Source organism: Bacteroides zoogleoformans, from assembly GCF_002998435.1.
Taxonomy (GTDB): domain Bacteria; phylum Bacteroidota; class Bacteroidia; order Bacteroidales; family Bacteroidaceae; genus Bacteroides; species Bacteroides zoogleoformans.
The window spans coordinates 989,144-1,013,280 of sequence record NZ_CP027231.1 but is presented as its reverse complement, the minus strand read 5'-3'; the positions used below and the strand labels follow the sequence as shown (position 1 = coordinate 1,013,280).

Annotated in this window: 11 protein-coding genes and 4 pseudogenes; 12 read left to right on the top strand and 3 right to left on the bottom strand. The window is 47.0% G+C overall.

The features are described from left to right. The first annotated feature begins 3 nt into the window (after nt 1-3). The 4 genes and pseudogenes from C4H11_RS04235 (at nt 4) to C4H11_RS04220 (ending at nt 7,067) form a co-directional block, all read left to right on the top strand. Nucleotides 4-1,992, top strand: a complete 1,989-nt coding sequence (locus tag C4H11_RS04235) for a RagB/SusD family nutrient uptake outer membrane protein (protein WP_106040591.1) — start codon at nt 4-6, stop codon at nt 1,990-1,992. Between the two features lie 21 nt (nt 1,993-2,013). Then, the gene (locus C4H11_RS04230; RefSeq protein ID WP_106040590.1) at nt 2,014-3,177 is read left to right on the top strand and encodes a discoidin domain-containing protein; all 1,164 of its coding nucleotides are present in this window, start codon (nt 2,014-2,016) and stop codon (nt 3,175-3,177) included. A gap of 314 nt (nt 3,178-3,491) precedes the next feature. Then, nucleotides 3,492-4,884: pseudogene (locus C4H11_RS04225) on the top strand (alpha-L-fucosidase). A 68-nt stretch (nt 4,885-4,952) separates the two neighbouring features. Beyond that, on the top strand, nt 4,953-7,067 hold the full coding sequence (locus C4H11_RS04220) for a glycoside hydrolase family 2 protein (protein ID WP_106040589.1): 2,115 nt from the start codon (nt 4,953-4,955) through the stop codon (nt 7,065-7,067). Nucleotides 7,068-7,220: 153 nt separating this feature from the next. Here the strand turns inward: C4H11_RS04220 and C4H11_RS04215 are convergent. Beyond that, nucleotides 7,221-8,671: pseudogene (locus tag C4H11_RS04215) on the bottom strand (IS4 family transposase). Nucleotides 8,672-8,708: 37 nt separating this feature from the next. Next, nucleotides 8,709-9,615, bottom strand: a pseudogene (locus C4H11_RS04210) (IS982 family transposase). Nucleotides 9,616-10,132: 517 nt separating this feature from the next. Here C4H11_RS04210 and ilvD point away from each other — a divergent pair. The 5 genes from ilvD to ilvC all read left to right on the top strand — a co-directional run bounded on the left by ilvD (nt 10,133) and on the right by ilvC (nt 16,170). Then, on the top strand, nt 10,133-11,932 hold the full coding sequence (ilvD, locus tag C4H11_RS04205) for a dihydroxy-acid dehydratase (protein WP_106040588.1): 1,800 nt from the start codon (nt 10,133-10,135) through the stop codon (nt 11,930-11,932). Between the two features lie 154 nt (nt 11,933-12,086). After that, nucleotides 12,087-13,748 (top strand): biosynthetic-type acetolactate synthase large subunit, encoded by a 1,662-nt coding sequence (gene ilvB / locus C4H11_RS04200; RefSeq protein WP_234819901.1) that lies wholly within the window; start codon nt 12,087-12,089, stop codon nt 13,746-13,748. Between the two features lie 20 nt (nt 13,749-13,768). Next, the gene (gene ilvN / locus C4H11_RS04195) at nt 13,769-14,335 is read left to right on the top strand and encodes an acetolactate synthase small subunit (RefSeq protein ID WP_106043122.1); all 567 of its coding nucleotides are present in this window, start codon (nt 13,769-13,771) and stop codon (nt 14,333-14,335) included. Further along, nucleotides 14,328-15,077 carry an acyl-[acyl-carrier-protein] thioesterase gene (locus C4H11_RS04190; protein ID WP_106040586.1) on the top strand — a complete coding sequence of 250 codons (750 nt, stop codon included), beginning with the start codon at nt 14,328-14,330 and terminating at the stop codon, nt 15,075-15,077. Before ilvN ends, C4H11_RS04190 begins: the two co-directional genes overlap by 8 nt. 49 nt (nt 15,078-15,126) lie before the next feature. Then, nucleotides 15,127-16,170 carry a ketol-acid reductoisomerase gene (gene ilvC / locus C4H11_RS04185; protein ID WP_106040585.1) on the top strand — a complete coding sequence of 348 codons (1,044 nt, stop codon included), beginning with the start codon at nt 15,127-15,129 and terminating at the stop codon, nt 16,168-16,170. 393 nt (nt 16,171-16,563) lie between these two features. Here ilvC and C4H11_RS04180 read toward each other — a convergent pair. After that, nucleotides 16,564-17,196 (bottom strand): annotated as a pseudogene (locus C4H11_RS04180) (HAD family hydrolase); the annotation flags it as partial. Nucleotides 17,197-17,406: 210 nt separating this feature from the next. Here C4H11_RS04180 and C4H11_RS04175 point away from each other — a divergent pair. Genes C4H11_RS04175 through C4H11_RS04165 form a run of 3 tightly spaced genes read left to right on the top strand, consistent with a single transcriptional unit; the run spans nt 17,407 to nt 24,071 of the window. Then, entirely contained in the window at nt 17,407-19,614 is a 2,208-nt protein-coding gene (locus C4H11_RS04175) for a GH92 family glycosyl hydrolase (protein WP_106040583.1), read from the top strand. A gap of 30 nt (nt 19,615-19,644) precedes the next feature. Beyond that, on the top strand, nt 19,645-21,930 hold the full coding sequence (locus C4H11_RS04170; RefSeq protein ID WP_106040582.1) for a GH92 family glycosyl hydrolase: 2,286 nt from the start codon (nt 19,645-19,647) through the stop codon (nt 21,928-21,930). Between the two features lie 44 nt (nt 21,931-21,974). Next, nucleotides 21,975-24,071 (top strand): glycoside hydrolase family 20 protein, encoded by a 2,097-nt coding sequence (locus C4H11_RS04165; protein WP_106040581.1) that lies wholly within the window; start codon nt 21,975-21,977, stop codon nt 24,069-24,071. Nucleotides 24,072-24,137: the final 66 nt, after the last annotated feature.

Genomic DNA, 24,137 nt, shown 5'->3' with positions numbered 1-24,137 from the left:
ATTATGAGAAAATATTCGGTTATAACTTTGCTCGTGGTTCTGGCGGCATCTTTGTCGTCTTGCAACGATAATTTCATGCAGCGGGATCCGATAGACGATATGGCAGACGGCACATTCTTTACCAAAGAAGCCGACTTGCAACTCTATCTAGACGGAATTTACAGATACTATGTGTATGGACATGGAGTTGGTGGAACTAATAATACTTCGCATGACAAAGGTTTCTTGGCCGTAAAAGCCGGTAGTCAGATTATTTTTGGAGATGCGTTCAGTGACAACACGGTTTATGCAGGCAGTATCGATGGCAAATTGGGAGATACGTACGATACTCCGAATTCAGCGTCCAAGAACTTCGATGCTCCTTGGCAGTGGGAAAAACTTCGTAAGGTGAACTACTTCCTAAACCATTATGCGGAAGTGGGCGACCCGGAAACACTGAAGAAATATGCGGCGCAAGCCTATTTCTTCAAAGCATGGGATTATTATATTAAATTGGTGGCTCTGGGTGAAGTGCCTTGGCTGGACAAAGAACTGGATACAAGTTCTCCGGAACTTTACGGCCCTCGTATGCCACGTGTGGAGTTAGTTGAAAATATTTTGAAATGTTTTGATTTTGCCATTCAGAATCTCGAAGACAATGACAACTCTTGCGGATATATCAATCAAGATATGGCGTTATTTCTAAAATCTCGTTTCTGCCTGTTCGAAGGAACTTTTCGCAAATATCATACGGAATTGAATCTGCTGTCTACTGCTGATGGGTTATTGAAGATGAGCCGTGATGCTGCTTGGAAGATTATTGAAAAGAATAGATACAAGCTCTTCAAACACCCTACGGAAAAAGATTCTTACTGGCAATTATTCGTGCAGAAAGGCTCTCCCGAAACGGAAGGTAATGAAGAAACAATTCTGGCACGTGTGTATGACGGCGTGAAATTGGGGCATGACAATCCTCGTTATTGGGGGAAGAACAACCACACACGTTACTGCTTGGGGGCTACTGTAGATGTACTCGAAGACTATCTGTGTGAAGACGGACGTCCGGTCTATATCGATGGTACTGAAGGCAATTATGAAAGAAATCCTTTGTTCAAGGGATATGACGGCATGTGGGAAGAGCTGGATAACCGTGACCCACGTTTGAGACAAACCATTTGCAAGCCGGGTGAGTATGCCTCTATTTTTGATGCGGATGACAATACATACAGCATTGAAGAGTCCGGAGTCATTTACCCGATGATTACATACGATACAGGTGGCGGATCTCCAATGAAACAGTATAACTCTACGGTGACTGGATATCGCTTTATCAAGCATTGGATGCCTGACTACGCTGAATGGGAGGCTAACCCGAAGGGTGTACAAACTGCACACATGTTCCGTTATGGAGAGTTGTTGTTGATTTATGCGGAAGCCAGAGCCGAATTGGGTGAAATCACAGATGACGACTTGAACCTTACTGTCAATGCATTGAGAGAAAGAGCCGGATATGATTTTGTAAAATATCCCAATGCCAAGCTGAGTTTGTCTAACATTCCTAATGACCCTCGTTTGGATGCCATTTACTCTCAGAAGCTCGATTACTCCGTGTCTCCGATTATTCGTGAAATTAGACGTGAACGTCGTGTGGAAACGATGATAGAGGGTATGCGTTATGAGGATTTGATGAGATGGAAAGCCGGTAAATTATTTACCGTTCCTACCAGAGGTATGAAGATGACACCTGAAAAGATTGAGTTATACACCAAGAACCGTAATGATGAACAGTATAAGAATTATCCGTTCAAAGTAACTGTTCCTATCGGTGAAGTGGGGAATAAAGTAATTGTAGATGAAGATGACTTTATTATTCCTTATCCTACATCCACTACTGTTATCAAGGGGGTTCGGCCTTGGAATGATAAACGATACTATTACCCGATACCTTTGAATGAACTGCTTATGAATCCGCTTTTAACACAAAATCCGGGTTGGAAAGATATTAACAGATAAAAGAAAAAACAATATACGATTATGAAAAAAAATATATATATCTTGTTAGGAATGTTTTCGTTCGGAGCACTGTTTGCGGGTTGCGATGACGATGATTTCGGTAAGGCAGTGACTATTACTGCTAAAAATGCGACTAATCTTGAAAGTGATATCTTTGGGGTAGTTGTGACGGAAGGGCAACCTTTGCAACTCAAGCCTTTCATCATGCCCAAGAGTGCAAGAAAGAATACCGTTAGTTATCACTTTGCTGGTGAACCTACCGGTGCTATCGATTTAAGTGAAGACGGCTTGATAACTCCTAAACTGACAACTCCGGCTACAGGCGACATCCCTTCTCCATTGGGTACGGATACGATCATCATAAGAGTGGACGACGGTTCGAGTACATACGTCAGATATCCGGTTAGAGTTGTCAGCAATATTGTGCTTGTATCAAGTATTACGATTCAGTCTGCCGGACAGAATGTGGAAGTGGAAAGAGGCAAGACTTTCAACTTGGCACAATATGTGACAGTTAATCCCGACAATGCTACCGATAAGAGCGTTACTTATTCCTCGGAAGATCCGACAGTGGCAATCATAAACCGGAATGGCATAATCACGGTGGTCGGTGAGACCGGACAGTCTACTAAGATAACTATTACTGCTAATGATAGAGGCAGGCAGACTGCTACATGCCGAGTGAAGGTGGCCGCAGAGGCACCTTTGTATGTAGGTTTTCCATTCTCTGAAAAATGGAGCTACTCCTGCAATCTGGGGACTAAAGAAGGGAATATGAAAAATCTGTTTGACGATAAGAATTCAACCTTCTGGTGTCCTGAAATCACAATGCGCCCGGTTTATGACCCGGTTTGTTATTTGGACATTGATTTAGGAGAAGTTATCAGGCTCGGACAATTGGGATATAGACATCGTAGCCTGAATTATTCTCATCTGCAATGCCATACGTTTAGGTTGGAGGCTAAAAAGACAGTAGGGGATACTTGGATCGATTTGGGCGAATGCGTAACGGAGTCTTTGAAGGTAGAGGATTATCAATTCTTCCCAGTAGAACCGATAGAAGCCCGATACATCAGAATTACCTTTATAAAAGGTCATTTGAGAAGTGGACAGGCTGATTGGAATTATTCGGAAAACGGTAATGTTTCTGTAGGAGATTTGCAAGTGTTTATTTATAATAGATAAGTCTTTTTCTATTTGCACTGATATTATAGGTGTGTCGAAATAATAAATGTGAATGTCTCACCTCTTTTTATTCCGGACACTTTTGTTCTCTCTGACTTCGTTTTCTTTCAAAAAAGCATGCTAACTCTATGCGGATATACGTGTTGTGAATAGTATGTTGCGAGGAGAATTAACCTGTTTAGATAAGGGATTTAGAAATAGAATAGCTTGTTATAGATGGAATTTTGTTCCTTTTCTACAAGTAATCATTTGATTTTAAGCTTAATGTAATGAGTCGATTATTATTAATGGGAATATTTGTTTGGGGGATGTGTATGGGTGTATTGGCTCAAAAGCAGTCTCAGATTTTGCCTGCTGATCAAGAAATATCTTTGAAGTATGGAGCTGACCGCTTAGGTAAACGTCAGGATGTGGATATGAAGAAATTTCGCGATAACCGTTTGGGAGCCTTCATACATTGGGGACTTTATGCCATTCCGGGAGGAGCATGGAATGGTAAAATGTACAATGGGGCTGCGGAATGGCTGAAATCATGGGCTAAAGTTCCGATGGAAGAATGGTTGAAACTGATGGAACAGTGGAGTCCTAAAAAATTTAATGCCCGCGCATGGGCAAAGATGTTCAGAAAAATGGGTGTGAAGTATGTGAAGATTACTACAAAACACCATGAAGGATTTTGCTTGTGGCCGAGTGAATATAGTAAGTATACGGTGGCACAGACACCTTATAAGAAAGATATATTGGGAGAATTGGTAAAAGCCTATAATGACGAAGGTATCGATGTGCATTTCTATTTTTCGGTGATGGACTGGAGTCATCCTGATTATAGGTATGATATTAAGTCGCTGGATGATGAAGCCGCTTTTACTCGCTTTCTGGAATTTACGGACAATCAGTTGAAAGAGCTTGCTATCCGTTATCCTACCGTAAAAGATTTCTGGTTCGATGGAACTTGGGATGCAAGTATCAAGAAAAACGGCTGGTGGACTGCTCATGTGGAACGAATGCTGAAAGATATGCTGCCCGGTGTGACAGTCAATAGCCGTTTACGTGCTGATTTACGGTAAGAGACATTTTGATAGTAACGGTCACTTGATGGGTGATTACGAGTCGGGCTACGAACGTCGCCTTCCCGATCCGGTGAAGGACTTGAAGGTAACTCGGTGGGATTGGGAGGCATGTATGACTGTCCCTGAAAACCAATGGGGATACCACAAAGACTGGTCTTTAAGTTACGTAAAAACTCCTTTGGAAGTGTTGGAACGCATCGTGCATGCCGTTTCAATGGGAGGGAATATGGTTGTGAACTTCGGGCCGCAGGCTGACGGTGATTTCCGTCCGGAAGAAAAGGAACTGGCTGATGCTGTCGGTAAATGGATGAAGGAAAACGGGGAGTGTATTTATGGTTGTGACTATGCCGGTTGGGATAAGCAGCCTTGGGGATATTATACCTGTAAAGGGAAAGAGGTGTATATGGTGGTCTTCAATCCTTCTTATTCCGGACATCTGGTTGTGAAAACACCGAAAGGTGTCAAGATTATAAAGGCGGTTGTGCTGAACGGGAAAGAAGTCGCAGTGCAAGAAACTGCCCGTAATGAGTATAATGTAGATATGCCGGCTAAAGACCCGGGATCTCCTTTCGTTATCAAGCTACAGATTGAGGATAATGTAAGTGCTACTGACAAATATTGTGATGCACAGACTTGATATGTTTTTAGATAGAAATTCTATTTTTGCTGTCTGGTTCTAAAATAGAATAGTTAAGTACTGGGATTATGAAGAATAATTTTTTTATAGTAGGTGCTCTCATATTGCTGGCGGGAGTCTTCAACAGAGTAAATGCTCGTGAGGTGATATCGTTCAACAGTGATTGGGAGTTTAAGAAAGGGCCTTTTCCCAAAGACGCCATGCAGGCTGCCGTGAAGTGGTGTACCGACTGGCAGGAAGTGACTCTCCCGCATACTTGGAATGCAGAAGATATGCAGAAGAAAGTGTCCGCTTTTTATGAGGGCATGGGCTATTACCGGAAAATATATGTCTTTCCCGAGAACATGAAAGACAAGCGTCTCTTCCTGCGTTTCGAAGGAGTGGGCTCATGTACCGAGGTTTATATCAACGGCTATTTGGTTGGAACGCACAAAGGAGCTTATTCTGCCTTTGTATGCGAGATTGGCTCGCAAGTGAAATTCGGGGAGGAGAATGAAGTTATCGTAAAGGCCGATAATACTGCACGTCCTGATGTCATCCCTACCAATCATATACTGTTTGGCGTTTACGGAGGGATTTACCGTCCCGTATGGCTGGTGGTAACGGAGCTCTGCAGTATTGTTGCCAATGACTGTGCTTCGTCTGGTGTATATATCACCCAGAAAGATGTTTCAAAGCAGTATGCCGAAGTGACTGTAAAAGTGAAGATGGATAATGCGACACTGACTCCGGTTCCATTGGTTCTGGAGAATGCCATCTGCGATGGAAGCGGTAAGTTGGTGAAGAAGCATAGTCAGGCCTTTGAACTTACACCACAGGGAGTACAAACTTATTCTTCACAGTTCAAGTTGAGTAATCCTCATCTGTGGCAGGGACGTGAAGATCCTTATCTCTATAAAGTGGTGTCGCGTCTCGTGCAGGACGGACGTGTGCTGGACGAAATTATTCAGCCGCTGGGGCTCCGCAAGTATGAAGTTGTTGCAGGTAAAGGCTTTTTCTTGAACGGAAAGAAATATCCTATGTACGGTGTAACCCGCCATCAGGACTGGTGGGAACTGGGAAGTGCCTTGACTAACAAAGAACATGATTTTGATTTGGCACAGATTATGGATATAGGTGCGACTACCGTTCGTTTTGCCCATTATCAACAGTCCGACTATATTTATTCGCGTTGCGATACGTTGGGATTGGTGATTTGGGCAGAGATTCCTTTTGTCAACCGGGTGACTGGACAAGAGTGGGAAAATGCACATCAGCAGATGCGTGAATTGATTCGTCAGAGTTTCAATCATCCTTCCATCTATGTATGGGGCATTCATAATGAAGTGTACCATCCACATGGTTATACTGCCGCCCTTACACAGTCCGTCCATGATCTTTGCAAACTGGAAGACCCTGACCGTTATACCATATCGGTAAATGGTTATGGCAATGTCGACCATCCGGTCAATCAAAATGCGGATATACAAGGCATGAACCGTTATTTCGGCTGGTACGAAAAGAAGATGCAGGATATAAAGCCTTGGGTAGAGAAGATGGAAAAAGAGTATCCCTGGCAACGTCTGATGTTGACGGAGTATGGTGCCGACGCCAATATTGCTCACCAGACCGAAATTCTGCGCGATGCGCTGAACTGGATGAGCCCTTTCTATCCGGAAACATTCCAGACCAAGACCCATGAATATCAATGGAGCGTTATTGCACAGCATCCTTATATTACAGCTTCCTATTTGTGGAATATGTTTGATTTTGCGGTGCCTACTTCGAAGAGAGGCAGTGTAGATGCGCGTAACATGAAAGGGATGATGACTTTCGATCGCAAAATCAAGAAAGATTCTTATTTTTGGTATAAGGCCAATTGGAGCAAGGAACCGGTGCTTTACATGACGCAACGCCGGAATATGTTGCGTGAGAAAAAAGAAACCTCTGTCACGGTGTATTCCAATATCGGCACTCCCAAGGTATATCTCAACGGTCGTGAACTGTCCGGCATTCGTAAAGGGTATACCGATGTGCATTACGTCTTCGAAAAAGTGTTACTGAACGACGGCAGGAATGTATTGCGGGCAGTTGTCATCAGGCAAGGCAAAGAATATATGGATGAAATGGAATGGGAATATCGTGGGGAATGTAGCCGCGAATCCGACTTTCTTGAATATGAGAAAGAACATGGAAGTTGGTAATTCTCTGAATAGAACTGTATGATGGATTATTTTTGGGGGAGGTAAATGAGATATGACTTTGTTATAGTCAGGGAGTTATCACTCAATGCTGTGAAGTAATAGGCTGATAAGTTCTCCTTGGCTTTGTTGTATCAGTATTCATGTTTCGCAAGTTCAACTTGCCAGTTTTAATTTGTAAATATCGCATATATGGTTCTGTTCCTCAGACCTGTTAATAATAGCATCATATATTTCCTCATCGACCAATCCGAAGAGGTTCGCTATGGCTATTACAATTTCCTGAAGGTCTCCCCATATTCTGTCCGTAACCGAGAGTTCCAAAGAGTTTTTGGTAATGTCTTCAAAAAGTTTCCCTATCGTTTCGTATGCCGTAAACCTCTTTACAACCGAAAGGATGTTGTATTGCAAAGCGACCAAAGAAGTGGCGGCAATCTGCGAAGCAAAGTTATTGGCCTGACATTTGCCCAATCCAAGCATCCCTTTGGCTTCCTTGAAAATGGCCTCCAGAGACCATCTTTGGGAGTAAATTCTGTATGCTTCGAAGAACTCCAGTTTGGTGTTGGTTGTCATAAGTCCATTCCATGCTCCGTTCTTACTACTACGGACAAAGAAGAGTCTGACAGGGGTATCGGCAAAGACCACATCAACAGTGATGTAGTAACAGCGCAACTTACGACTGTACTTCTTCTGTTTTCTTTGGGTAAGAAGCTTTATCAACGTAGGAGCCGTAAAGTCTTTCCGTTCAAAACCATACTTGGTTTTTCCATTCTCTCCAACTTTAATCATACCCAGATAATCGCATTTGATATGGCGGGAATGGATGAAACGGATAATATCCTTACAGGCAAACCAACTGTCAGCCAACACGTAGCTGAACCCAATATTTTTTCGGATGGCTCTTCTGATCATGCTTATCATCAAGTCTGTTTTCTTCTGATAATATTCATCGAGCCGTTCCTGCAGCGCGGAATCCTTATCCCGTTCTTTGGTAAAGCGTTGTTGAAGCTCCCTGTCGCTCATGCCATAATTCCCTTTCTTTCCCTTCTCACCAAGAATAGCGAAATCAAGGATCATCTGGCTCGTGCCGTCAGTAATGGCAAGAAACAGCGCTTTGAAGCCAAGGATACACTTGTTATGAACATGAGAATAAACTCTTCCGATGTTTTCAATCCGTCTTCCGGCCTTGGGATAGTCTGTATCGTCAACGATCAGACAGGTAGTGCCTTGCTTATATTCTGTGCGGACTCTTATTTTATTCCACAATTGGATGTTGAGGCTATAAAGAAGTTTGCGCCAGTCTATCTGAGGGTTACTCATAAACCGGTAGAATACATCTTTCTTGCAATGCAGGATATGGCTTAATGAAGAATCATGATAATTGAAAGGATTGTGAACCATGAAACAAGGATACATCAATAGAGTCTGGAACACTTGCAGCAATGTATATACATGGTTGCACTTGCTCTTGGTCCCAAAGAGGGACATCTCTGTCATTTTTAATCCTTTAATCACATCAATAAGGGCATACATGGCTTTATGGGAATCATTTTCCCGGAAAAAATGCTGATCTCTGAGAGGAATGTTGTAACTTTGTGTATGAGCATAGGGGAGAGTATTAATTTTAACGTGAGTTCGACGAATTCATAATAACGCAAGCTGCGTATCAAATGTTCTTTTTACATTGATGCACGGCTTCTTTGGAAACAAGCAGTATGCGGCAATAGCCCCCAATAAATTGACGATGAAATTCTCAAAGCATCTATGTCTGGAGTGTTCCACTTACGCAATGTTCTTGAGTTCATCGTTAACCGTTTCTATGATAGCCCTCTTCCTGAGCAGCAGTTTGTCGGAAACGCTCATCAGCGCACCCTTCATGTTGCTTTTCAACTTGGTAATAAGCTGTATTCCGTCCACGAACAGCCGTTGGAAGAGCCTCTTGCTTATATATCCCTTATCCCCAACCAACTTGCCGTATATGAATTTCGCAAAGTCCTTGTATTCCAAAGGCTTGCGGGCATCAATGTCACCGGGTGTTATCATGAAGTTGAGCAGCTCTCCCTTCTCATTGCAAATCAGATGCAATTTAAATCCGAAGAACCAGCCCATGGAGCATTTTCCCCTTTGCGCTATACCTTTGAACACCTTATGGATATGGATACGCTGATTCCTGCAGACACGCAGGGGAGTGCTATCAACGAAGCTGATACCAGTACATTTCCCCACGCAGTACTTTCTTGATGAACAGTGCAAGAGGAATGGCAACTTCTCTTTCCAATTCCACGAAACGGTTGTACGATACAACTTCGGGAAACAGATGGCGCAGATGCCTGCACACCTTTTCAAGATAGAAATGTTTCAGACAGCGGTAGCCGGAGTCGTGGAAGAGACTCATGATAAGCATGATTTCCGCCTTTGACATCGTGCTGTCACGATGATATTTTCTCTTCTTGAGCGGTTTTAGCGTGTATTTTGCCATCATTGTATCAAAAAACTTGCAGAAGTCGTCTGCCATACAAAATATTTCTGTAATTTTGCTCTCGGTGATCATAGCGATTTTTATTTGTAATTCTTTGTATTTCACTACTATAAAGTTACAACAAATTTCGATAAGCACCAAATTTGTAGACACTTATAATTCGTCGAACTCACGTTAAATTTACTCATTTTCTGCAACATACAGAAACTCCTATGCTTTTTTATGCCATTATATCAACATTGCTCATTAACTTGCGAAACTTGAATCAGTATATATTCAATTCTGTTTCGATATTTGCTCTTAGATGGATTGTTTTCTTACGATTCCTTGCTCAATCCTCTTTTTTTTATTCAATTTGTTTGGGTATTCTAAAAAAGCCCTTACCTTTGCAACCAAATTAACAGAGATAAAAAGAGTTATGAACTTGCATACATCTATCAGCCTGGCAGTCCTGCATATTATTCGCGTCGTGGTGGTGACATTGGGAGCGTGAGAAAGGTTTGTGTATGCATTCGTACGATAAAAGATAATTTTAATAAGCCTTTCTCATAACGGTGAGAAAGGCTTTTTCATTGAAAGGAGCATTAAGATGAAGCATCGGTTACGTAGTTCGTTCAGCACACAGGGACGCCGCATGGCAGGCGCCCGGGCTTTGTGGACGGCCAATGGCATGAAGCAAGAACAAATGGGAAGGCCCATTATCGCTATAGTCAATTCGTTTACACAGTTCGTACCCGGACACGTCCACCTGCATGAAATCGGTCAGTTTGTAAAGGGTGAGATTGAAAAAATGGGATGCTTTGCAGCAGAGTTCAACACCATTGCCATCGACGATGGCATCGCTATGGGACATGACGGCATGCTTTATTCCTTACCCTCGCGAGACCTCATTGCCGATAGCGTGGAATATATGGTGAATGCCCATAAAGCAGATGCCATGATTTGCATCAGCAATTGCGACAAAATTACTCCGGGCATGCTGATGGCGGCAATGCGGCTGAATATTCCTGCCGTGTTCGTTTCGGGTGGTCCGATGGAAGCCGGTGAATGGAATGGCAGACATCTGGACTTGATCGATGCCATGATACAATCGGCCGATGAAAGTGTAGGCGACAATGAAGTTGCCCAAATAGAACAACGGGCCTGTCCCACATGCGGATGTTGTTCGGGCATGTTTACGGCCAATTCGATGAACTGTCTGAATGAGGCACTGGGGTTGGCCTTGCCCGGCAACGGGACGATTGTGGCCACTCATGCCAACCGCAGGAAACTGTTTGAAGATGCCGCCAAATTAATCGTAAAGAATGCTTTCAGGTACTATGAGGAAGGAGATGACAGCGTACTCCCGCGCAGCATTGCCACCCGCGAAGCTTTTCTGAACGCCATGACACTGGACATTGCAATGGGAGGCTCTACCAATACGGTGCTTCATTTGTTGGCAATAGCCCATGAAGCCGAAACCCGCTTTACGATGGACGACATCGATATGCTCTCCCGTCAAACCCCTTGTTTGTGCAAAGTGGCTCCTAATACTCAAAAATATCATATCCAAGATGTGAATCGTGCCGGTGGCATCATTGCCATAATGGACGAACTGGCGAAGGGCGGACTGGTAGACACCGGTGTTCTTCGTGTGGACGGAATGACGTTGGCGGAAACGATAGACCGCTATAGCATCACTTCTCCTAATGTATGCGAGGAAGCCATTGAAAAATTCTCCAGCGCCGCTGCCGGAAAGTTCAATCTCGTGCTTGGTTCGCAAGCGGCATCTTACAAAGAACCGGATGTGGACCGCGTTGCCGGGTGTATCCGCGGATTGGAGCATGCCTACAGCAAGGATGGCGGCTTGGCTGTTCTGAAAGGAAATATAGCCCAAGATGGCTGTGTCGTAAAAACGGCCGGAGTGGATGAAAGTATCTGGAAGTTTACCGGTCTGGCCAAGGTTTTCGATTCGCAGGAAGCTGCCTGCAACGGTATATTGGGAGGAAAGGTGGTCAGTGGCGACGTCGTTGTCATCACCCACGAAGGTCCTAAAGGAGGGCCGGGCATGCAGGAGATGCTTTATCCCACCTCTTATATCAAGTCACGCCATTTGGGTAAGGAGTGTGCACTGATTACCGACGGACGTTTCAGTGGGGGCACCTCCGGACTCAGCATAGGGCATATCTCGCCCGAAGCTGCAGCCGGTGGAAACATCGGTAAGATTCAAGATGGAGATATCATTGAAATCAATATTCCGGAACGTAGCATCAACGTGAGGTTGACGGATGAAGAATTGGACGCCCGCCCCATGACACCGGTCACACGCACTCGCGAAATATCCAAAGCATTGAAAGCTTATGCCGGCATGGTAAGTTCGGCGGATAAAGGAGCTGTGAGGTTGATATAGACTTCGCGAAACATGGAGAATAAGAAAACATTTTAATGGAAAGAAATCAGAAGATTTATTGAATATGATAAATAGTGATACAAAAAACAATGCCTCCTCTTCCTTTTCGGGAACAGATTGCAGTGAAGCTCAGATAACAGGTGCCGAAGCATTGATGCGCTCTTTGGAATATCAGGGAGTAAAAACCATCTTCGGTTATCCGGGAGGAAGTATCATGCCGGTGTTCGACGCCTTATACGACCATCGTAAGACGTTGAATCATATTTTGGTCCGCCATGAGCAGGGAGCTGCCCATGCAGCACAAGGCTTTGCACGCGTCTCTGGCGAAGTCGGCGTATGCTTGGTTACCAGTGGGCCGGGCGCCACCAATACTATTACGGGCATTGCCGATGCCATGATAGACAGCACGCCGATTGTTGTCATAGCTGGCCAGGTGGGAACAAATTTCCTGGGTACAGATGCTTTTCAGGAAGTCGATTTGGTAGGTATCACGCAGCCCATTACGAAATGGAGCTATCAAGTCCGTCGGGCAGAAGATGTGGCTTGGGCGGTGGCTCGTGCATTTTACGTGGCAAAAAACGGGCGTCCCGGCCCGGTAGTACTCGATTTTGCCAAGAATGCACAAGTAGATAAAACCGAATACGTTCCCACGAAAGTGGACTATATTCGCAGTTATCTTCCGGTTCCCGAAATGAATTCTGAAGCCATCAGACAAGCAGCCGAGCTGATAAACGGAGCGGTGCGTCCTTTGGTATTGGTGGGACAAGGGGTAGAGTTGGGAGAAGCTCAACAGGAACTCCGTACTTTTATCGAGAAAGCCGGAATGCCTGCCGGATGTACCCTGCTGGGACTTTCCGCTTTGCCTACGGCACATCCTTTGAACAAGGGAATGCTGGGGATGCACGGAAATTTGGGTCCCAATATCAATACAGGCAAATGCGATGTACTGATTGCCGTGGGCATGCGCTTCGACGACCGTGTCACCGGCAAATTGTCCACTTATGCCACACAAGCAAAGATTATTCATTTCGATATAGACCCTGCCGAGATAGATAAGAACGTTAAAGTGGATGTTGCCGTGTTGGGCGACTGCAAGGAGACGCTGGCTGTGGTGACCGAATTGCTGAAGCCTGCCGAACATAAAGAATGGCTCGAAACTTTTCTGCCTTATGAAAAGGTAGAAGAGGAAAAAGTCATTCGGCCGGAATTGCATCCGGCAGGCAAAGCTTTGAGCATGGGCGAAGTGGTGCGTGCCGTCAGCGAGGCTACCGGCAATGAGGCTATATTGGTCACCGACGTGGGGCAAAATCAGATGATGGCCGCCCGATATTTCAAATATAGCAAGAAGCGTAGCATTGTCACCTCAGGCGGTTTGGGCACTATGGGTTTCGGGCTTCCGGCCGCCATAGGCGCCACTTTTGGCAGTCCCGACCGTACAGTATGCGTTTTCATGGGCGATGGAGGATTACAGATGAACATACAGGAGCTGGGCACTGTTATGGAGCAAAAGGCACCGGTGAAAATAATTCTGCTGAACAATAACTTTCTCGGCAACGTTCGGCAATGGCAGGCGATGTTCTTCAACCGCCGTTATTCGTTCACCCCTATGATGAACCCTGACTATATGAAAATAGCGTCGGCCTATGCCATTCCTGCCCGTCGGATCATGAAGCGCGATGAGTTGGCAGCAGCGATTGATGAGATGATTGCCACGGATGGCCCGTTCTTGCTCGAAGCTTGCGTGGAAGAAGAAGGAAATGTGATGCCGATGACCCCACCGGGTGGTTCGGTGAACCAGATGCTACTGGAATGCTGACTTTTAAAATCGAAAGAAATATGAGTGACAAAACATTATATACCATTATCGTCCATTCGGAAAACTTTGCCGGTCTGCTCAATCAGGTGACGGCTGTTTTTACCCGCCGGCAAATCAATATCGAAAGCCTGAACGTATCGGCTTCCTCCATCAAAGGGGTACACAAATATACCATCACTGCTTGGACGGACAAAGAGACCATTGAAAAGGTGACCAAGCAAATCATCAAGAAAATAGATGTGTTGCAGGCCCATTACTTTACGGACGATGAAATCTACCAACATGAAATAGCTCTTTATAAGATAACCACTTCCATATTGGAAGAGAAACCGGAAGTTTCTAAAGTTATCCGCAGATACAATGCGCGCATCGTGGAGGTGAACACAGTCTTTTCCATTGTAGAGAAGAACGGCATGAGCGAAGACATTACCGCCCTCTACGAGGAGTTGAGCGCATTTGACTGCGTGCTTCAGTTTGTCCGTTCGGGCCGTGTAGCCATTACCACCGGTTGCTTCGAGCGGGTCAACGAATATCTGGCGGAGCGTGAGGCGAAATACCTTCAAAGTAAACAAAACGGCGATGAGTGAGAAGAACAAGATAGGAACTTACAAGTTCGTGGCCGAACCGTTCCATGTCGATTTCACCGGACGGCTCGCCTTGGGCGTATTGGGCAATCATCTGCTGAATTGCGCAGGCTTCCATGCCACCGACCGCGGCTTCGGCATCGCTGCCTTGAACGAGGACAATTATACCTGGGTGCTGTCCCGTCTGGCCATCGAGCTGGACGAGATGCCCTGCCAATATGAGGAGTTTTCCATCCGGACGTGGGTGGAGAATGTTTACCGCCTTTTCACTGACCGTAATTTCGCCCTTATCGACAAAGACGGACGGACAACGGGCTATGCGCGATCCGTATGGGCCATGATCAGCATGAATACGCGCAAGCCGGCCGATTTGCTGACGCTTCACGACGGCGGCATCATGGACTATGTCTGCGACGAGCCTTGCCCCATCGAGAAGCCGTCGCGCATCAAGGTCTCTTCCACGGAGCCGGTGGCTTCGCTGACAGCCAAGTACAGCGATATCGACATTAACGGACACGTCAACAGCATCCGCTATATCGAGCACATCCTCGACCTGTTCCCCATGGAGATGTACCGCGAGAAGCGCATCCGCCGTTTCGAGATGGCCTATGTCACCGAAAGCCGCTATGGAGACCGGCTTACCTTCTTCATGGACGATGACGGTGGCGGCGTCTACGCTGTCGAAGTGAAGAAAAGCGGCGGCGAGGTAGTCTGCCGCTCCAAAGTGATATTTACAGAGAAATAGACAGAAGTATAAACGTTGGCGTAAGCCACAAATAAAAACTAAAACAGATATGGCACAATTGAATTTTGGCGGTGTTATCGAGAATGTGATGACCCGCGAAGAGTTTCCTTTGGAAAAAGCGCGCGAGGTTTTGAAAGACGAAACCATCGCAGTTATCGGCTATGGCGTGCAAGGCCCCGGTCAGGCATGCAACTTGCGCGATAACGGTTTCAACGTCATTGTGGGGCAGCGTCCGGGCAAGACGTACGAGAAAGCTGTGGCCGACGGATGGGTGCCGGGCGAAACGCTCTTCGGCATCGAAGAGGCCTGCCGCAGGGGCACTGTCGTGATGTGTTTGCTGTCCGATGCGGCTGTAATGTCCGTATGGCCCGTCATCAAGCCCTGTCTCACTCCCGGCAAGGCGCTTTACTTCTCCCACGGCTTTGCCATCACTTGGAACGACCGCACGGGTGTGGTTCCTCCCGGCGACATCGACGTGATTATGGTGGCTCCGAAGGGCTCCGGCACTTCGCTCCGCACCATGTTCCTCGAAGGCCGTGGTCTGAACTCTTCCTATGCCATCTATCAGGATGCCACCGGCCGGGCTTTCGACAAGACCATCGCCTTGGGCATCGGCATCGGTTCGGGCTATTTGTTCGAGACCACCTTCATCCGCGAGGCTACCTCCGACTTGACCGGCGAGCGCGGTTCGCTCATGGGAGCCATTCAGGGATTGCTGCTGGCCCAGTACGAGGTGTTGCGCGAGAACGGTCACTCTCCTTCCGAGGCCTTCAACGAAACCGTGGAAGAGTTGACCCAATCCTTGATGCCCCTCTTTGCCAAGAACGGCATGGACTGGATGTATGCCAACTGCTCTACTACGGCTCAGCGCGGTGCGCTTGACTGGATGACCCCGTTCCACGATGCCATCAAGCCCGTTGTGCAGAAGCTGTACGAAAGCGTGAAGTCCGGCAACGAAGCTCAGATTTCCATCGACAGCAACTCCAAGCCCGATTATCGCGACAAGCTGAATGCCGAGCTGAAAGCCTTGCGCGAAAGCGAAATGTGGCAGACCGCCGTCACCGTCCGCAAGCTCCGTCCGGAGAATGGTTAAGTAGCGGTTGACGGCGGTGTAATAGTCAAGACTTGTTCTGACAGTTGTCATACTATCTGACAAAAAAGTGTCGGATGTTTGTTGCGAAGTTACGCAACATACTTCACTCTCACAACCGAATGGAGTTTTATCAACCTCATTCGGTTTTATTATTTCTTGATTTTGCACTTGCTATTGGAATCTACCACTTGCAGTTTCACTATTTGCTGCCACCATGAGACTTATGGTTTCGCTTGTATGGATAAGGGAGAGACCCTATCTCCCAATACAATTGAGGGTACTTCAGTCGTGTTGGGAAGTGGGCTCGATATAGATGCCCTGTAGGAGGTGGTGGTTATTCAGGCTGGATGTGGCTTCCCGCCTTGCGTGCAGCTGACTGCTTTCCTAATCTTCCAGAAGCTCCTCCAAGCTGTTCATTATTTTTATGTGCGGATGCTTGCTTAATTCCTGGGCGGTGGTCACTCCGTGGATCACGCCGGCGAAGTCTATTCCGGCGGCTTGGGCGGTTTCTGCGTCTATCGTGCTGTCGCCTATGTATAGCGTTTCGGCTTTGGTGGCATGTAGCTGCTTGATGGCGGACAGCAAGCCTTCGGGCGATGGTTTGGCTTCTTTCACGTCTTCTCCGCCCACGATGATGTCTATAAAGCCTTTCGGGAAATGTTGGTCCAACAGTTCCTTGATGCGGAAACGGTATTTGGTGGAGATGATGCCCAGTTGCGCGTCACTGTCTTTCAGCGCCGTCAATACCGATTTGGTTTCCAAAAAGAGCACGGTGTTCACCGTCATGTGCGTATCGGCTTCCTTACGGTATGCAGCCTTGAAGTCGGCCAGTCGTCCGGCGTCCGTCACTCCGGTAAGCACGGAGAAAGACTCCTCCAGCGTTCTTCCGATGGTATGTTTTATTTCATCATCCGTTACTTCCGCATAACCATGCCGGGTGAGTACATTGCGAAAACACGTGATGATGCCTCGTGATGAATCGGCAAGGGTGTAATCAAAATCGAAAAGATAGGTCGTGTAGTTCATTATGACTTTTTGCTGCAAAGATAACGTAAAATCGGATGTGGAATAAACGAATTTCCTCGTTTTTTATGTCATGCAGCAGCTTATCTTCTTCTTTATGCCATAGATTCGGAATATTGTATTATTTTTGTTAGCTCGAATGATATTGGAAGAGATGGCGATGAGTAGCCCTTTCTGTTCGGTTGTAATAAATAATGTTGACCCTTGGATGTTATGAATTTAATTAAAATATGCCCTTTCTTTGCAGTCTTTTTGTCCTTTGGGGCATGTACTGTGCGGATGCAGGATGCAGCCCCCGTTTCGTATGCTGATTTGGTGAATCCCTTTATCGGTACGGACTTTACAGGGAACACCTATCCGGGTGCTCAAGCACCGTTCGGTATGGTGCAGCTTAGTCCGGACAACGGGTTGCCGGGGTGGGACAGGATTTCCGGATATTTTTATCCGGACAGCACCATTGCAGGTTTCAGCCACACCCACCTCTCAGGAGCCGGAGCGGGCGACTTGTATGATATTTCCTTTATGCCGGTGACATTGCCTTATCGGGAAGCGGAAGCGCCGTTGGGCATATATTCCCTATTCTCCCATTCGGAAGAGTCGGCAAGCGCCGGATATTATCAGGTGCGTTTGAAGGATTATGACATCAATGTGGAGCTGACGGCTACCGAACGTTGCGGCATCCAGCGATATACCTTTCCTGAGGCCGATGCCGCGGTTTTCCTGAATCTGCGGAAAGCCATGAACTGGGATTTCACCAATGATTCGCATGTTGAAGCGGTCGATTCGGTCACGGTTCAAGGTTATCGCTTTTCCGATGGCTGGGCACGCGGCCAGCGCATCTACTTCCGCACCCGTTTCTCCAAACCTTTTGCTTCGATGCGGCTTGATACGGCGGCTGTGTTGAAAGATGGCCGGCGAACCGGGACATCGGTTGTCGCACGGTTTGATTTCAGAACCAAGGCCGGCGAACAGATACTTGTCAGCACGGCCCTCTCCGGTGTAAGCATCGAAGGGGCGGCACGCAATCTGGCAGCCGAAGTGCCCGAAGATGATTTCGACAAGTATCTGGCAGCTACCCGCAAGGCTTGGGACGAACATCTTTCCAAAATAGAAATCACTTGTGACGATTCTGACGAGAAAGCCAAGTTCTATACGGCTTTGTATCATTCGATGCTGGCTCCTACTGTTTACTGTGACGTGGACGGGGCTTATTACGGTCCTGACAAGAAAATTCATCAGGCCACGGGGTGGACGAATTACAGTACTTTCTCTTTGTGGGACACTTATCGTGCGGCACACCCTCTCTACACGTTTATCGCCCCCGAACGGGTGAACGATATGGTGAAATCATTCCTTGCCTTTTATGAGCAGAACGGACGCCTGCCCGTATGGAATTTTTATGGCAGCGAGACGGATATGATGATAGGTTATCATGCCGTGGCGGTCATCGCCGACGCATACTTGAAAGGTTTGGGCGATTTTAATCCGGAGCAGGCTTTGGAGGCTTGTGTCAGCACTGCCAACATCGACTCATATCGGGGTATCGGGCTGTATAAGAAACTGGGCTATGTGCCTTACAACCTGACGGATGGCTATAATGCGGAGAACTGGTCGCTCTCCAAAACTCTGGAATACGCTTACGATGACTATTGCATTGCCCGCATGGCGGAGAAGCTGGGACAGAAGCAGACGGCGGACGAGTTTTATAAGCGTGCCGGGAATTATAAGAACGTATATAATCCCCAGACCTCTTTCATGCAGCCGCGTGATGACAAAGGACGGTTCATTGAAGGCTTCTCTCCCGATGATTACACCCCTCATATTTGCGAAAGCAACGGCTGGCAATATTTCTGGTCGGTGCAGCATGATGTCGATGGATTGATAACCCTTGTAGGAGGCAAGGAACGCTTTGTCCAAAAGCTGGACAGCATGTTCACCTGCCATCCTTCGGCCGATGACAAGCTTCCCATTTTCAGTACCGGCATGATTGGGCAATACGTACACGGCAATGAGCCGAGCCATCATGTCATCTATCTGTTCAATGCTGCCGGCCGGCCGTGGAAGACACAGGAATATGCAGCCAAGGTGATGCACGAACTTTATAAGAATACGCCGGATGGTTTGTGTGGCAACGAAGATTGCGGTCAGATGTCTGCATGGTATGTGTTCAGCGCAATGGGGTTTTATCCGGTAAACCCGATTAGCGGCAGATACGAAATAGGTACTCCGCTGTATCCCGAGGCGAAGTTGCATCTGCCCGGGGGAAAGGTGTTTAGGGTATTGGCGCCCGCCGTAAGCAAGACCAAACGTTATATCCGCTCAGCGAAGCTTAACGGCAAGACTTATAATGACACACATATTACCTATGAACAGATAATGGATGGCGGTGTTCTTGAATTTGAAATGGGAGATGAAAATTAAACAGACACATATAATCTGAATTTTAATATCATGAGAAGATTTTTTATATTGATTTGCTTTATAAGTTGCTCATTAGGAGTGCATACCAAAGATTTTACCAGGTATGTAAACCCGCTTGTGGGTACATTGTCCACTTTCGAGTTGTCTGCCGGAAATACCTATCCCGCCATAGCCCGTCCGTGGGGCATGAACTTCTGGACACCTCAGACGGGTAAGATGGGCGACGGTTGGCAATATGTATATACTGCCCATAAAATTCGCGGCTTCAAGCAGACCCATCAGCCTAGTCCTTGGATAAACGACTACGGGCAGTTCTCCATCATGCCGGTGGTGGGCAAGCCTGAGTTTGATGAGGAGAAACGTGCCAGTTGGTTTTCCCACAAGGGAGAGCTTGCCCTTCCGCATTATTATAAGGTATATCTTGCCGAACATGATGTGCTGGCCGAGTTCACGCCTACAGAACGCGCTGTCATGTTTCGCTTCACCTTCCCCGAGAATGACCATTCCTACATTGTGGTCGATGCCTTTGATAAAGGTTCATACGTGAAGATTTTTCCGGAACGGAATCGTATCATCGGCTATACTACCCGCAACAGTGGCGGCGTGCCCAAGAACTTCAGGAACTATTTCGTGATGGAGTTCGACAAGCCGTTTGTGTATAAAGCCTTGGTTGCCGATAGTGTGTTGTGTGAAGATGCTGATGAGCGATATGCCGAACACGCCGGTGCCATTATCGGCTTTAAAACCCGTCAAGGTGAAAAGGTGCATGTGTGCGTGGCTTCCTCCTTTATCAGTTTTGAGCAGGCCGACAGGAATCTGAAGGAACTGGGTGACGATTCTTTCGATACACTGGTACGGAAAGGACAGAATGAGTGGAACGAGGTATTGGGACGGATGGAAGTAGAAGGGGGTAGCCTCGACCAATATCGCACCTTCTATTCCTGTCTGTATCGCTCCTTGCTTTTCCCGCGTGCATTCTACGAGTACGGTGAGGATGGCAGCCCTATTCACTACAGTCCTTACAATGGTGAGGTCCTGCCGGGCTATATGTATACCGATACCGGCTTTTGGGATACTTTTCGTTCTCTTTTTCCATTCCTTAATATGATGTATCCCTCGGTGAACAAAAAGATTCAGGAGGGACTTGTCAATACCTGCAAGGAAAGCGGTTTCTTCCCCGAATGGGCCAGTCCCGGACACCGAGGCTGTATGATTGGCAATAACTCGGCTTCAGTGCTTGCCGACGCTTATCTGAAAGGGGTGAGGGTTGACGATGTGAAAACCCTCTATGAAGGCTTGATTCATGGGACGAAGCATGTTCATCCCGAGGTCTTTTCTACCGGCCGTTTGGGGTGCGAGTACTATAATAAACTGGGCTATGTCCCCTATGATGTGAAGATTAACGAGAGTGTGGCCCGCACATTGGAATATGCTTACAATGACTGGTGTATTTATCGGATGGCCAAGGCCTTGAACCGTCCGGAGAAGGAACAAAAGCTTTTTGCCAAGCGCGCTATGAACTATCGGAATGTGTTCGACAAAGAGAGTAAGCTGATGCGGGGACGTAATAAAGACGGGCGGTTTCAGTCGCCTTTCTCACCTTTGAAGTGGGGAGACGCTTTTACCGAGGGAAATAGTTGGCACTATTCGTGGTCGGTATTTCACGACCCGCAAGGTCTGATAGAGCTGATGGGAGGCGAAAAACCGTTCGTGCAGATGCTCGATTCGGTTTTCATTGTTCCGCCCTTGTTCGACGAAAGTTATTACGGGCAGGTCATTCACGAAATTCGTGAGATGACGGTAATGAATATGGGTAACTATGCCCACGGCAATCAGCCCATTCAGCACATGATTTATCTGTATAACTATGCGGGGCAGCCTTGGAAAGCCCAATATTGGTTGCGTCAGGTGATGAACCGCATGTACACTTCAGGGCCTGACGGTTACTGCGGCGACGAAGACAACGGTCAGACATCGGCTTGGTATGTGTTTTCGGCGCTGGGGTTCTATCCGGTTTGTCCGGGGACGGACGAATATGTCTTGGGTGCTCCTTTGTTTAAGAAAGCGACACTTCATTTCGAGAATGGCAAGTCATTGATTATCGACGCAGCCAATAATACACCGGATAATCTGTATGTTGAATCGCTCCGGTTCAATGATGACGAATATACGAAGAATTATTTGAGACATGAGGAACTGTTGAACGGCGGGACGCTGATGTTCAACATGAGTAACCGGCCGAATAGAGAGAGGGGCGTCCGGCCGGAAGATTATCCTTATTCTTTCTCGAATGAGCTTAAGCCGGAAAATAAGTAGAAAGGGCGGTGATTGTACAATTAAAAACAAACTCGGATATTATCATGAAACGATTTTTTATGTTTTTTGTTTTCCTTGCTATAACAGCGGCAGTAGTCGTTGCACAACCTTCGAACGATGTGCGCATCATTCCTCGCCCCCGTTGCCTGCATGTCGAAGCCGGACGATATGAGGTATCTGGGCACTCTGCATTCTACTGTAATCTGCCTTCAAAGGAGAAGGCCGATTTTATTGACTGTTTGGAGAATTCTCCTTGGAAGCTGAAGAGGGGGGGGAAGAAATCGACTATCTCTTTTGTGCAAGAGCCATCTTGTTTGGCGAGTTGCGGTGAAGAAGGTTATCGGCTGACGGTAAACAGGCAAGGCATTAAAGCCGAAGCTGCGTCGTCTGCCGGATTGTTCTATGCTTTCCAATCGCTGCTGCAACTGGCGCAACCGGACGGGAAGGGTGGCTGGCGTTTGCCTTTGGTGGAAATAGAAGACGCTCCGCGCTTTCCCTACCGAGGATTGCATTTCGACGTTTCCCGGAATTTTCGTACCAAGGAGTTCATTAAGAAACAGCTGGATGCTCTGGCATATTACAAAATCAATCGTTTTCATTGGCATCTGACAGATGGTGCCGGCTGGCGTATAGAGATAAAACAATATCCTGAACTGACGCGAAAGACTGCCTATCGTCCTTTCTCTGATTGGAAAAGTTGGTGGAAAGGAGGTCGGACTTATTGTGAGATGGATGCGCCGGGTGCTCAAGGCGGGTTCTATACACAGGCGGATATTCGCGAAGTGGTGGAATATGCCCGCCGGCGACATATTACAATCATCCCCGAAATAGAGATGCCGTCGCACTCGGAAGAGGTGCTTGCTGCTTATCCCCGGTTGGCTTGTGGTGGCAACGGGCAGGCAGGTTCGGAACTGTGCCCGGGTAAAGAAGAAACATATACCTTCCTGACAAATGTCTTGACGGAGGTCATGAGTCTTTTCCCGTCAGAGTATATTCACATCGGTGGAGATGAGGCTTCTACGGCTCATTGGAAAAAGTGCCCTGATTGTCAGGAACGCATCAAGAAAGAAGGTTTGAAAGATGAAGGTGAACTGCAAGGATATCTGATAGGTCGCATTGAAACGTTCCTGACTGCGCATGGACGTAAGATGATGGGTTGGGATGAAATATTGAGTGGAAAATTGTCCGAAGGAACCGGTATTACGGTTTGGCGCAGCGAAGCGAAAGGGGTTGAGGCTGTGCGCAGAGAGCTTTACACTGTGATGTCTCCCGGCAGCCATTGCTATTTCGATTTCTATCAGGATGCGCCTGCCACACAGCCGGAGGCGATAGGAGGCTACACCAGTCTGCAAAAAGTCTATTCCTATAATCCTGTTCCCGAAGAACTTACCGGAGAAGAGGCCGCCGGCATACGCGGTGTGCAGGCCAATGTCTGGACAGAGTATATAGCTACTGCCGACCATGCGGAATATATGATTTATCCCCGCGTGCTGGCTTTGTCCGAAGTGGCTTGGACATCGGGCGGCCGGAAAGATTGGAAGAGCTTCCATACAGCCGCCTTGCGCGAAGTGGATAGGTTGCGGGCGTGCGGCTATCATGCGTTCGACCTGAAGAATGAGGTAGGTGAACGCCCCATCGCCTTGGCGACAGACAATCATTTGGCAAAAGGAAAGAGCGTAAGATATGCATCCCCTTATTCCTCACAATATACGGCAGGAGGAGATTCGGCTCTGACGGATGGATGGCATGGCGGATGGACATATGGAGACCGCCGTTGGCAAGGATTCTTAAATTCGGACGTTGATGTAACGGTCGATTTGGAGCGGCAGGAGCATATCGGGCAGATAGCTGCGGACTTTATGCAACTGATAGGGCCGTATGTCTGGTTGCCCGAAGAAGTGACATTTTCGGTTTCTGCCGATGGAAAGGATTTTACGGACTTGAAGCGTATAGTGACTGAAATACCGGTGACAGACGAGAAGTTGACCTTGCAAACGTATGTCTGGGAGGGAGACTGCAGGGCACGGTATGTACGCCTGCGGGCAAAATCCAACGGTATAATCGGCAGTTGGATATTTGTGGACGAGTTGGTGGTGCGTGCTTGTACAGGGCCTCATGAAGGCGACGTTTTTGCTAATTAATTTAAAAAGTAAACGTTTAATATTAGTAGTCAAGCTAAATAAATTGTATCATTGATGTGTGTAAGA